At 71.3% G+C, this 11,813-nt stretch carries 11 protein-coding genes; all 11 read right to left on the bottom strand.

The features are described from left to right. Window positions 1-65 precede the first annotated feature (65 nt). Complete coding sequence (lipA, locus tag JMO03_RS18970) at window positions 66-1,073, bottom strand: lipoyl synthase (RefSeq protein ID WP_202845333.1); 1,008 nt, start codon at window positions 1,071-1,073, stop codon at window positions 66-68. A 4-nt stretch (window positions 1,074-1,077) separates the two neighbouring features. Then, on the bottom strand, window positions 1,078-1,767 hold the full coding sequence (lipB, locus tag JMO03_RS18975; protein WP_202845334.1) for a lipoyl(octanoyl) transferase LipB: 690 nt from the start codon (window positions 1,765-1,767) through the stop codon (window positions 1,078-1,080). Continuing rightward, window positions 1,755-2,033 carry a DUF493 family protein gene (locus JMO03_RS18980; protein WP_202845335.1) on the bottom strand — a complete coding sequence of 93 codons (279 nt, stop codon included), beginning with the start codon at window positions 2,031-2,033 and terminating at the stop codon, window positions 1,755-1,757. Before JMO03_RS18980 ends, lipB begins: the two co-directional genes overlap by 13 nt. Window positions 2,034-2,138: 105 nt before the next feature. Beyond that, window positions 2,139-3,101 (bottom strand): CsgG/HfaB family protein, encoded by a 963-nt coding sequence (locus JMO03_RS18985; protein ID WP_202845336.1) that lies wholly within the window; start codon window positions 3,099-3,101, stop codon window positions 2,139-2,141. Between the two features lie 149 nt (window positions 3,102-3,250). Beyond that, window positions 3,251-4,471, bottom strand: a complete 1,221-nt coding sequence (locus JMO03_RS18990) for a D-alanyl-D-alanine carboxypeptidase family protein (protein ID WP_202845337.1) — start codon at window positions 4,469-4,471, stop codon at window positions 3,251-3,253. Window positions 4,472-4,557: 86 nt separating this feature from the next. After that, window positions 4,558-5,946 carry a septal ring lytic transglycosylase RlpA family protein gene (locus JMO03_RS18995; RefSeq protein WP_202845338.1) on the bottom strand — a complete coding sequence of 463 codons (1,389 nt, stop codon included), beginning with the start codon at window positions 5,944-5,946 and terminating at the stop codon, window positions 4,558-4,560. Continuing rightward, window positions 5,943-7,088 carry a lytic murein transglycosylase B gene (mltB, locus tag JMO03_RS19000; protein WP_202845339.1) on the bottom strand — a complete coding sequence of 382 codons (1,146 nt, stop codon included), beginning with the start codon at window positions 7,086-7,088 and terminating at the stop codon, window positions 5,943-5,945. The genes JMO03_RS18995 and mltB overlap by 4 nt, the downstream gene beginning before the upstream one ends. 102 nt (window positions 7,089-7,190) lie before the next feature. After that, a complete protein-coding gene (rodA, locus tag JMO03_RS19005; RefSeq protein WP_202845340.1) occupies window positions 7,191-8,321 on the bottom strand; it encodes a rod shape-determining protein RodA in 1,131 nt (376 codons plus the stop codon). Further along, on the bottom strand, window positions 8,318-10,318 hold the full coding sequence (gene mrdA / locus JMO03_RS19010) for a penicillin-binding protein 2 (RefSeq protein WP_202845341.1): 2,001 nt from the start codon (window positions 10,316-10,318) through the stop codon (window positions 8,318-8,320). Before mrdA ends, rodA begins: the two co-directional genes overlap by 4 nt. Continuing rightward, on the bottom strand, window positions 10,318-10,800 hold the full coding sequence (gene mreD, locus JMO03_RS19015) for a rod shape-determining protein MreD (RefSeq protein ID WP_202845342.1): 483 nt from the start codon (window positions 10,798-10,800) through the stop codon (window positions 10,318-10,320). Before mreD ends, mrdA begins: the two co-directional genes overlap by 1 nt. Beyond that, complete coding sequence (gene mreC / locus JMO03_RS19020) at window positions 10,797-11,804, bottom strand: rod shape-determining protein MreC (protein ID WP_202845343.1); 1,008 nt, start codon at window positions 11,802-11,804, stop codon at window positions 10,797-10,799. The genes mreD and mreC overlap by 4 nt, the downstream gene beginning before the upstream one ends. Window positions 11,805-11,813: the final 9 nt, after the last annotated feature.

The raw sequence follows: 11,813 nt of genomic DNA on the forward strand, positions 1-11,813 counted from the left end.
GGCGTGAACGGAGCGTTCCAGCCGGGAAACGTCTGCCGATGCGGCAGCCGGCGCAAACCGGCCGCTCAGGCGGCGACGCCCGCCTCCATCGCCTGGCGGTCGGCATGGTAGGACGAGCGCACCAGCGGCCCCGAAGCGACGTGGCTGAATCCCAGCGACATGCCGTAGTCCTCCAGCGCCCTGAATTCGTCCGGGGTCCAGTAGCGCAGCACCGGGTGATGGTGCGCGCTGGGCTGGAGGTACTGGCCGATGGTGACCATCTCGACGTCGTGCGCGCGCAGGTCGCGCAGCGTGCCCTGTACCTGCTCCATGGTCTCGCCGAGGCCGAGCATGATCCCGGACTTGGTCGGCACGCCCGGGTGTTGCGCCTTGAATTTCTGCAGCAGGGTCAGCGACCACTGGTAGTCGGCGCCGGGGCGCACGTTGCGGTACAGCTCCGGCACCGTCTCGACGTTGTGGTTGAACACGTCGGGCGGATCCGTGGCGAGGATCTCCAGCGCGCGCTCCATGCGGCCGCGGCCGCGGAAGTCCGGGGTCAGGATCTCGATCCGGATCGCCGGCGACTGCGCGCGCACCTCGCGGATGCAGTCGACGAAGTGCTGGGCGCCGCCATCGCGCAAGTCGTCGCGGTCCACCGAGGTGATGACCACGTACTTCAGGCCCATGTCGGCGATGGTGTTGGCGAGGTTCAGCGGCTCGGACGGATCCGGCGGCTTCGGCCGGCCGTGCGCGACGTCGCAGAAGGAGCAGCGCCGGGTGCAGACCTCGCCCAGGATCATGAAGGTGGCGGTGCCATGGCCGAAGCATTCATGGATGTTCGGGCAGCTCGCCTCCTCGCACACGGTGACCAGCCGGTTCGCGCGCAGCTTCGACTTGAGCGCGGCGACCGCGCCGTTCGCCGGGATCCGCACCCGGATCCACGACGGCTTGCGCAACACCGGCGCGCCCACGAACTCGACCGGCGAGCGCGCGATCTTGTCGCCGGCCACCTGCTTGGCGCCGGCCTCGAGCGACGCCGGCGCGCCGGTCGTGACGACCTGCAGCGGGATCGAGCGCGGGCTGGATTCGGACATGGGCTCAGGCGGCTTGCGGCGCGGAAGGCAGGGGGTGGGCGAGGTCGGGCGGCGGCGCGGGCCGCAGCGCCAGTCCGAACTGGCGGGCGAGCTCGTCCAGCAGGACCGGCTTGACCGCGTCCAGCCCGGAGGGACCGCCCAAGTCTAGCATCGAGGTCACCTGCAGCCCGGCGTAGCCGCAGGGATTGATGCGCCGGAACGGCTCGAGGTCCATGGCGATGTTGAACGCCAGGCCATGGAAGGTGCGCCCGCGGCGCACGCGGATACCCAGCGCGGCGACCTTCGCGTCGCCGACGTAGACGCCGGGCGCGCCGTCGCGGCGGACGCCGAGGATGTTCCACTCGAGCAGGGTGTCGATGATCGCCTGCTCGATCCGGCAGACATAGTCGCGCACCCCGACCTTCAGGCGTTTGATGTCGAGCAGCGGATAGACCACGATCTGGCCCGGGCCGTGGTAGGTCACCTGGCCGCCGCGGTCGACGTGCAACACCGGAATCCCGCCCGGCATCAGCACGTGTTCGGGCCTGCCGGCCTGGCCGAGGGTGAACACGGGATCGTGTTCGACCACCCACATCTCGTCCGCGGTCCGTTCGTCGCGCGCATCGGTGAAGCGCTGCATTGCGCGCCAGACCGGCTCGTAGGGTTGGCGGCCGAGGTCGCGCACGAAGGCCGGACGTGACGCTACAAGGTCCACTTCACTTCCGGGTGTTCGCGCAGGGCCGCGTGCGCGGCCTCGTACTGGTCGCGGTCCTCGGCCCGGAAGCTGAGCTTGACCGAGACGAACCGGCCGCCGCTGGACTCGCGCCAGGCGATGGTTTCCTCCAGCACGGTCAGGCCCGCGGCCATCAGCAGGCGCGGGATCTCGGATTCCAGGCCGATGTTGGCCGCGCCCATCGCGGTGATCTCGAAGGTGCCGGGGAACTGGAAGCCGTGTTCGGGGTTGTCGGATCTGATTTCCATGGACCGATTATGGGGTTCCCGGCGCGGAACCCAAACCTCCACCACCGGAACGCAAAAGGCCGCCCGGAGGCGGCCTTCGCGACACGACGACGCCGGTCGCCGGGATCAGCGCGACAGTTCCAGCAGGGTCGACGACACCCAGCCCTTGTTGCCGAGCTCGTCCTCGACTTCCCACATCATTCCCTGCTTGCCGCCGGTCGGGTACAGCATCATGCCCACGTCCAGCGAGCGCACCACGCCCTTGCCGTCCGGCCCGGTGAACAGGCGCGCGGGCTTGGTCACCGTGACCGCCTGCTGCGCGTTCGCGGCCGAGGCATTGTCCGGCAGGCCGCCGAGCTGGGCCACCAGGTCGGTATAGGCCTGCAGGTAGGCCAGGGTGATGACCTGGCCGAGTTCGGTGTTGGCGTAGCCGCCGACGCCCGCGGCCCCGAGGCCGCTGCCGCCGAACAGGCCGCCGCCGGCGCCCCAGCCGATGTCCGTCTTCTTGGCGCTGCCCTCGGCCATCGCGACCTGCTCGGACGAGCGCACGTCGGTGACCGTCAATACCACGTCGGCGGTCTTGCTCTTGAAGTTCAGGCCGCCCACGATCGCGCCCGCGCGGCCGCCGATCAGGCCGCCGAGCAGCCCGCCCACCGCGTTGCCGCCGGCATTGCTGTTGGCGCCGATCAGGTCGGGGACCATCACGTAATCGGCCGCCTTGATCTGGCCCTTGCCGACGTTCGAGCGCACGCGCAGTTCGCCGCCGGCGCCGAGGTCGCGCTCGCGCATCGCGGCGTCCAGGCCGGCACCACGGTCGACCAGGGTGAAGCAGCGCGACTTGTTGACGAACACCTTGATCAGCCGCGACGGCGCCGGCAACTGCTGCCCGGTCCACCAGTGCACCCCATCCTCCGGCTCGAGCACCGAGATCGAACCAAGCGGCGTGGCACAGACCGGGATCTGCGCGACCTGTTCCTGGCGCCGGTCCTGCGCACTCTGGCGCTGCGCCAGCGCCGGTGCCGCCACCGCCATCATCGTGACCGCCGAGAGCGCGACCGCGAGCGCGCGCCTGCCAGACATTCCGGACATCGTGTTTACCCCTTCTCTCTTCCTGAAAGTGTGATTGCGGGGCGCGATTGCCGCGCCCACCCCCTTGCCGGCCGCGACGCATTCCCGCGTCACGCCCGCACGGCGGATCTTAGCAAAGACGCAATCCGGGCCGGGGTCCGGTCAGCGGCTCAATCGGCGTTCCACCACATCAGGAACTCGTGCCAGAGACGCTTGAAGAACCCCGCCTCCTCGACCGCCTGCAGCGCCACCAGCGGCCGCTCCGCCACGACCTTGCCGTCGAGCGTGACCCGCACCTTGCCGATCGCCTGGCCCTTGGCGATCGGCGCCACCAGCGCCTGCGGCACGTCCATCGACGGCTTGAGCTGGTCGTACTTGCCGCGCGGCAGGCTCACCAGCAGCGGTGCCGCGACGCCGAGCTGCAGTTCGTTCTCCGCGCCCTTCCACACCTTCTGCGTGGAGATCGCCTTGCCGGCGTCGTACAGGCGGTGAGTCTCGTGGAAGCGGAAGCCCCAGTTGAGCAGGGCCAGCGAATCGGTCGCGCGCTGCGCCTCGCCGGTGGACCCCATCACCACCGAGATCAGGCGCTGGTCGCCGCGCCGGGCCGATGCCAGCAGGCAGTAGCCGGCACCGGAATGGTGGCCGGTCTTGATCCCGTCCACGCTCGGATCACGCCACAGCAGCAGGTTGCGGTTGCGCTGCGTGATAGGGCCGACGGTGTATTCCTTGAGCTTGTTGTACGCGTACTCCTCCGGGAAGTCGCGCACCATGGCGCGTCCGAGCAGCGCCAGGTCGCGCGGCGTGGAGTAATGCTCCGGCTCGGACAGGCCGTGCGAATTGACGAAGCTGGAGTTCTTCATGCCGATGCGCTGCGCATAGGCGTTCATCAGCGCGGCGAAGGCCTCCTCGCTGCCGGCGACGTGCTCGGCCAGCGCGATCGCGGCGTCGTTGCCGGACTGCACCACCATGCCCTTTTCCATCTCCAGCAGCGGCGCGGTCTGGTTGACCGGGAAGCCGCTGTAGCTGCCGTCGGTGCCGGCGCCGCCCTTGCGCCAGGCGTTCTCGGTCATCATCACCGGATCGTCGGGCTTGATCTTGCCCGCCTTCATTTCGGCCGCGATCACGTAGCTGGTCAGCACCTTGGTGATGCTCGCGGGCTCCACGCGCTGGTCGATGTTCTCGCCGGCCAGCACCTGCCCGCTCGCGTAGTCCATCAGCAGCCAGGCCGTGCCCGTCACCGAGGGCGGCGGCGGCGTGGGCAGGTTGTCGCTCAGCGCGGCGGGCGCCGGCGCGGACGCCGGCTGCGGCTGGTCCTGCGCGAGTGCCCATCCGACGGCGAGGATGGCCAGCGCGGCCACGGCGATGCGACGGGAGACAGCAGCGGGTTTCATCGAGGACGGTACTCCGGTGGTCCGGACATCCCTGGCCGGGCGAACAAGGAAACGCCGCACGCAGGCCGCGGCGGCGGAAGAAAAGTCTACTCGCGAACGATCTGCGGCACGCCGAGTCCCAGGCCGGTCACGCGCGAGGCGAGGTCGGCGATGGCCGTGCCGGCGACCGGTCCCACCCGAACGCGCCAGAGCGTGCGCCCGGCACTGACGACATCCTGCATCCGTGCCGCGGGGATGCCGGCACCGTGCAGGGTCGCGAGGGCGCGTTCGGCGTTGTCGCGCACCGAGAACACACCGACCTGGAGGGTGACGCCATCGACGGTCGCGTGCGCGGATGTGGCCGGAGTCGGCGGGGGCGTTCGCGCCTGCGTGGGCGACGGCGCAGCCACCGCGGGCGGGACCGGGGCACGGGCCGCGATCTGCGTGGCGGCGGCCGCTTGCGGCACCGGATCGGCGGTGCCGGTTCGCGGACCGGTCGGTGCCGCCGCGACCGTGGTCTCCGCATCGAGCCTTGCCTGGCGCGCGCGCATCCACGCATCGAAGTCGTCCGCCGTCCGCACCCGGCCATCCCCGTCGACGAGGCGGAACCGGTCTTGTTCGCGACCGTACTGCGGGTGGTCCGCCAGACCGGCGGAACGATCCGGCGCTGTCGTCGCGCTGGCCACAGGAACAGGTGCCCCCGGCCCCGTCGCGGCTGCGGCTGCGGTATCCGTCGCCGCAGACGGCGTCGGGACCGCGGGCGGAAGGCGTTCCACCAGCGCATCCAGTCCGCTCGGCGTCGCTGGTGCCGGTGCCGAGGCCTGCAGGGTGGCAGCTTCGCCCGGCCGCAACGCGCGCACCTCGACCCGGCCGGTGCCGCGCCGGTGGATGTCGAGCTTCACCGCAGCGGCGTAGCTCAGATCGACGACCCGCCCGTCGTGGAACGGTCCGCGGTCGTTGACCCGCACCACGACCGAGCGGCCGTTGTCGAGATTGGTGACGCGGGCGAAACTCGGTAGCGGCAGCGACTTGTGCGCGGCGGTGAACGCGTACATGTCGTAGACCTCGTGGTTCGACGTGCGGCGCCCGTGGAACTTGTTGCCGTAGTACGAGGCCAGTCCGGTCTCGACGAAGCCGTCGGTCGAGGCGAGCACCCGGTACGACTTGCCGAGCACCTGGTACGGCGAGCGGTTGCCGTAGGGTGAACGCGGCTCATGCACCACGACCGGCTCCGGGATGCAGGCGACGTTGGGCAGATAGTCGGGCGTACTGTCGCTCACGCCGGGCTTGTACAGGCCACCGGCGACGTAGTCGCCGCGCGTGGACGGGTCCTCCTGCGCCTTCGGATACGGCTTGAAGCCGGTGCAGTCGGGGGGCGTGGCGGCATCGGCCTGTGGCGCGACCGGGCTGCCGCCGCCCGGGGCGGGCGGCTTCCTCGCCGTCCCGGCGCACCCGGCGAGCAGCGCGATCACCAGCAGCGGCAGCAGCCGCCTCATTGCCCCGGTCCGGCCCCGGCTCGGATCGCCTGTGCCAGCTGGTGCACCGCCAGCGAATACATCGGCGAGCGGTTGTAGCGGGTGATCACGTAGAAGTTCCGGTACGCCAGCCAGTACTCCTTGCCGGCGTCGCCGTCGAGCGTGAGCAGGGTCGCACCTTCCGCCACCGGCTGGCCCGGCTGCGGCCGGTAGCCGCGCGCGGCGAGGTCGGCCAGCGGGTAGACCGGATCCCAGTTCTCCGGCACGAAATCCTCCGCACCAGGATCGCGCGTGGCGCGCGCGACCACCGGCGCGCCGCGTTCCCAGCCGTGCACCACGAAATAGTTGGCGATCGAGGCGAACACGTCCGGCAGGTGTGTCAGCAGGTCGCGGCGGCCGTCGCCGTCGCCGTCCTTCGCCCACAGCCGGTAGCTCGACGGCATGAACTGCCCCAGCCCCATCGCCCCCGCGTAGCTGCCCTTGAGCGCGAGCAGGTCGAGCTGCGGCTCTTCCTTCTTCAGCGCGAACAGCTGCGCCAGCTCGCCGGCGAAGAACGGCGCGCGCTTGGGATAGTCGAAGGCCAGCGTGTACAGCGCATCGACCACGCGGAAGCTGCCGGTGATGCGGCCGTAGCTGGTCTCCACGCCGATGATCGCGACGATCATCTCGGCCGGCACGCCGGTATCGGCGGCGACGCGCTCGAGCGCCACGCGGTTGGCGTCGTAGAAGGCGATGCCGCCGTCGATGCGCGCATCGTTGAGGAAGATCGAACGGTACTCGTGCCACTTGCGCACCGCCTCGGCCGGGCGGTTCATCGCGTCGATGATGCTCTGCTTCTTTTCCGCCTGCGCCAGCACGCTGCGGATCTGCGCGCGGTCCACGCCGTAGGTGGTCGCGGTGTATTCGACGAAGGCGTCGATGCGCTGTTCGCGCGGGATCGCGGGATCGGTCACCGATGGCGGCGCCACCGGGCGTTCCGGGGGCTGCGGCACCTTCGGCAGCAGCGCGGGCGCGGCGGGCGCGGCTGGCGTCTCGGCGGCGGGCGCAGGTGCAGGCGCGACCGGTCCGGGTTCGCCTGGAGGCGGCGGAGCCGGCGTCGCGCATGCGGACAGCGCGATCGAAAGCAAGGAGGCGGAGAGCGCGGCTGCGGAACGTCGGATCATCGGCGGCGAGGTTAGCACGCAGGGCCCGCGCGATGGCTTCGCGAACGATGAACGAAGCGCAACGCGCGCGCGATTCGATGGCGCCGTCGGCGCCGCAGCGCGCTAGCGCTTCTTGCCCTGCGCGTGCGCGCCCACCGACATCACCACGCCGAGCCCCGCCAGCAGCGACACCGCCGCGGTGCCACCGAAGCTCAGCAGCGGCATCGGCACGCCGACCACCGGCAGCAGGCCGGAGACCATGCCGCCGTTGACCACCACGTACACAAACAGCGCCAGTCCGAGGCTGCCGGCGAGGATCCGCGCATAGGCATCGCGCGCCTCCGCCGCGATCCACAGGCAGCGGCCGATGACGAAGGCATACAGCGCCAGCACGGTCGCCACGCCGAGCCAGCCGAACTCCTCGGCCAGCACCGCGAAGATGAAGTCGGTGGTGTGCTCGGGCACGTAGTTCAGGTGCGACTGCGTGCCCTCTCCCCAGCCCTGCCCGGTCAGGCCGCCGGAACCGATCGCGATCTTCGACTGGATGATGTTCCAGCCCGCCCCGAGCGGATCGTTCTGCGGGTCGCGGAAGGTCAGGATGCGATCCTGCTGGTAGGGGCGCAGGAACGAGAACCACGAGATCGGCGCGAGCAGCGCCAGCCCCGCGGCCGTGGCCGCGCCCGCACCGGCGACGACGAACCATCCCCACGACAGGCCGGCCAGATACAGTGCGAACACGCCGCTGGCCGCGACCAGCATCGCGGTGCCGAAGTCCGGCTGCAGCAAAATCAGCCCGGTGGGCATGGCGATGATCGCCGCGGTGGCCAGCACGGGACCGAATCGCGGCGGCAGCGGCGCCTGGCTGAGCATCCACGCCGCCATCATCGGCAGACTCAGCTTCATCAGCTCGGCCGGCTGGAAATAGAACACGCCCAGGTCGATCCAGTGCGCGCCGCTGCGTCCCGTGCCGACGACCAGCACCGCCAGCAGCGGCAGCAGCGACAGGCCATAGAACACCGGCGTCGCGCGACGCAGCGGCGGCGGCGGGATGCGCGACAGCAGCCACATCGCGCCGAGCCCGACCACGTACCGCGCCCCCTGCGACTGCACCAGCGCCATGTTCTGCCCGCTGGCGCTGTGCAGCACCGCCAGGCCGATGCCCATCAGCGCCAGAAGGGCGCCGAGCAGCGGCCAGTCGAGCGTGCGCGTGAAGCGCAGCAACAATTCCAGCAGCCAGCGCAGGATGGTGTTCATGGCCGTGCCGGCAGCGATTGGCGATGGGTCATCGGCGACTCGTGGGCGCCGCGCCGCCCGACGCGCGGCGCCTCCCCGGGTCCCTCGCCCGTGCGGACATTGCCGAAATCGGGGCGCGCAGGCCCCGGGCGCGGTGTCCCCTCCGATTCCGGTGGCTCGGGCATCTTCCCCAGCAGCCAGGCGTCGAAGATCTTGCGCGCGATCGGCGCCGCGGCACTGCCGCCGTAGCCGCCGCCCTCGACCGCGATCGCCACCGCGATGGTCGGCGCCTCCACCGGGGCGAAGCCGATGAACAGCGCGCGATGACGCAGGTGCAACGGCAGGCTGCGCGGATCGACCGCCGCGGTGCCACGCCGACTGATGACCTGCGCGGTGCCGGTCTTGCCGGCCATCGTGTACGGCGCGCCGACGGCCACGCGCCAGCCGGTACCGCCGGGCTGCATAGTGTCGGCCATGCCCAGGCGCACGACTTCGACGTTGGCCGGGTCCGGGCTCACCGGCACCGGCGCCGGCTGCGGCAGCGGCGTCCACGGCGCATCGAAGCCCGCGCGCGTCTGCGCCACCAGGTGCGGCCGCCGAAGCGAGCCCTCGCCCAGCGCGGCCGTGGCGCGCACCAGTTGCAGTGCGGTCACCTTCCAGTCGCCCTGGCCGATGGCCACGTTGACCGTGTCGCCCGGGTACCAGCGCTCCTTGCGCGCGGCCAGCTTGGCCGCCGGCGACGGCAGGATGCCGCCGATCTCGCCGGCCAGGTCGATCCCGGTCGGCGACCCGAACCCGTAGTGCGCCATGTACTGGTCGAAGCGCTCGATGCCCAGGTCGAGCGCGAGCCGGTAGTAGTACGTGTTGACGGAGGCCGAGATCGACCTGCGCAGATCGGTCCAGCCGTGTCCGCCGCGGCTGGCATCGCCCCAGCCGCGGCGGGTGCCGGGCAGGTAGAACATGCCGGTCGACAGCACCCGGTCCTCCGGTTTGCGCAGGCCGCTGTCGAGGCCCGCCAGCGCGATCAGCGGCTTCAGCGTCGAGCCCGGCGCGACGCCCCCCAGCACCAGGCGGTTGAACAGCGGCCGCGACGGATCGTCCGTCAGCCGCCGGTAGTCGGCGCTGGAGATGCCGTTGACGAACAGGTTCGCGTCGAAGCTCGGCAGGCTGACCATCGCCAGTATCTCGCCGGTCGACGGATCCATCGCGATCGCCGAGCCGGTCTGCTCGCCGAAGGCCATCACCATCGCCCGCTGCAGCTCCAGGTCGATGCCCAGGCGCAGGTCGGTGCCCGCCTGCGCCGGGACCATGCCGACGCTGCGCAGGGCGCGCCCCTCGACGTTGGTCTCCACCTGCTCGTAGCCGATGCGTCCACGCAGTTGCGCGTCGTAGTAGCGTTCGATGCCGGTGCGGCCGGTATGCGGAAACAGCACCTGATCCTTGCCGTAGCGCTCGACGTCGTCCTCGTCGGTCCGGCCGACGTAGCCGATGACGTGCGCCAGCAGGTCGCCGTGCAGGTAGCGCCGGTTGAGGTAGGCCACCACCTCGACGCCGGGGAAGCGCCAGCGGTCGACCGCGAAGCGCGCGACCTCCTCGTCGCTGACGCGCTGCTTGAGCGTGATCGCGCGGAAGCTGCGCGTGGCCTTGCGCGTGACCTCGAAGCGCGCGATCTCCTCGGGCGTCAGTTCGACCACCTCCGACAGCGCCGCCAGCATGCGCGGGATGTCGCCCGCGTCCTCGGGGGTCACGTCGATGCGATAGGCGGGCACGTTGTCGGCCAGCAGCCGGCCCTTGCGGTCGTAGATCAGTCCACGCGCGGGCACCACCGGGCGCGGCTTGACGCGGTTGGCCTCGGACTGTCGCGCGTACTCGTCGTGCTCGATCACCTGCAGGCGGAAGTACCAAGCCGCCAGCCCGGCCAGCGCGAGCACCACCAGGCCGAAGCCGACGAAGGCGCGCAGCCGGAACTGGGCGGCTTCGGCGGAGGGGTTGCGGATCCGCTCGCGTCGCGCGCGCATCAGCGCGACCTCCGCCCCTGGCGGAACGCGTCGAACAGCAGGAACAGCGGCACCCACAGCAGCATGCCCACCAGCGGTGCGAGCCAGTACAGCCATGGCAGCTGCGGCAGCCCCAGCAGCAGGTGGATCGCCGCCGCGACGACGCGGTCGTTGAGCAGCAGCCCGCCGATCGCCAGCGCCTGCTGCGCGAGCGGGAAGAAGCGCAACTGCGCGCGGAAGCGCTGCAGGATGAAGGCCAGGACCACCAGCCGCAGCGCCTGTTCCCCCAGCAGGGCACCGGACACCAGGTCGGCCAGCACGCCGACCAGGAAGGCGAAGCCGAGGCCTGCGCGCTCGGGCTCCTCGATCACCCAGTAGGCCACCATCAGCGCCAGCCAGTAGGGCCGTAGCCCCTGCACCGGCTGCGGCAGCGGCAGCAACCCCAGCAACAGCGCCACCAGCACGCTGACCGGCAGCAGCCACAGCCGTCCGCGGCGGTTCATGGCGTGCGCGCCCGTGCTGCCTGCGGCGATGGCTCGCCGTCCGCCGCGCCCGCGGGCGCCGCTGCCTGCGGCGCATCCCCGGCCGCGGGGGCGTGCGGGGCCAAAGCGGCATCATCGGTCGCGTCCGTCTCCCCCGTCGCGCCAGGCGCGGGGCCCAGCGGTGCGCGAGGCTGCTCGCGCAGCAACAGCACGTCGCGCCCCCGGTCGAGCTGCGCCGCGGGTTCGAGCGCCCCGATCAGGAAGGCGTGGCTGTCGTCGGGCCGAAGTTCGAGGATGGTCCCGACCGGAAACCCTGGCGGAAAGCGCCCTCCCAGGCCGGACGTCACCACCACGTCGCCCACCACCACGTCGCTCGACACCGGAATGTTGCGCAGTTCCAGCCGGTCGCTGCGGCCGATGCCGTAGGCCAGCAGGCGCACGCCGCTGCGCGAAACCGACACCGGCACCGCGTGGTCGAGGTCGGTGAGCAGCAGGACCGTCGCCGTGCCCGGCGTGACCGCGATGATCTGGCCGAGCAGCCCGCCGGCGTCGATCACGCTCTGGCCCTGGCGCACGCCGTCGCCGGTCCCGGCGTTGAGCAGCAGCCGCTGCCGCGCCGGATCGAGATCGACGTCGAGGATCGGCGCCAGCTGCACGTCCAGCCTGCCGCGCCCGGCGGCGCCGAGCAGGCCGCGCAGGCGCGCGTTCTCGTCGGCCTCGACCTGCAGACGCGCCTGGCGCGCGCCCATCACCAGCAGTTCGTTGCGCAGGCGGCGGTTGTCCTCGGCCAGGGTCGCGCGGGTCGCCGCGTCCTCGCGCATCGCCTGCCCCAGGCGCGAAGGCAGGCCGGCCACCTGCCACAGGGGCTGCACCGCGACGCTGGCGGTGGCACGCGCCTGCGCCAGCCAGTCGCCACGATGGTCGAGCACGATCAGCACGACCGACAGTGCGAGATACGCCAGCAGGCGCAGCGTCCCGACGACATCGCCAGGACGGGGTCCAGCCGGGTTGGCGAAGGAGGACACTCAGGAGCC

This window comes from Luteimonas saliphila, from assembly GCF_016774335.1.
GTDB lineage: Bacteria > Pseudomonadota > Gammaproteobacteria > Xanthomonadales > Xanthomonadaceae > Luteimonas > Luteimonas saliphila.

Excerpts from the sequence above, each read along its gene's own strand:
- lipA (WP_202845333.1), bottom strand. The coding sequence starts at position 1,073 with ATGTCCGAATCCAGCCCGCGCTCGATCCCGCTGCAGGTCGTCACGACC.
- JMO03_RS18980 (WP_202845335.1), bottom strand. The coding sequence starts at position 2,033 with ATGGAAATCAGATCCGACAACCCCGAACACGGCTTCCAGTTCCCCGGC.
- JMO03_RS18985 (WP_202845336.1), bottom strand. The coding sequence starts at position 3,101 with ATGTCCGGAATGTCTGGCAGGCGCGCGCTCGCGGTCGCGCTCTCGGCG.
- JMO03_RS18990 (WP_202845337.1), bottom strand. The coding sequence starts at position 4,471 with ATGAAACCCGCTGCTGTCTCCCGTCGCATCGCCGTGGCCGCGCTGGCC.
- JMO03_RS18995 (WP_202845338.1), bottom strand. The coding sequence starts at position 5,946 with ATGAGGCGGCTGCTGCCGCTGCTGGTGATCGCGCTGCTCGCCGGGTGC.
- mltB (WP_202845339.1), bottom strand. The coding sequence starts at position 7,088 with ATGATCCGACGTTCCGCAGCCGCGCTCTCCGCCTCCTTGCTTTCGATC.
- rodA (WP_202845340.1), bottom strand. The coding sequence starts at position 8,321 with ATGAACACCATCCTGCGCTGGCTGCTGGAATTGTTGCTGCGCTTCACG.
- mrdA (WP_202845341.1), bottom strand. The coding sequence starts at position 10,318 with ATGCGCGCGCGACGCGAGCGGATCCGCAACCCCTCCGCCGAAGCCGCC.
- mreD (WP_202845342.1), bottom strand. The coding sequence starts at position 10,800 with ATGAACCGCCGCGGACGGCTGTGGCTGCTGCCGGTCAGCGTGCTGGTG.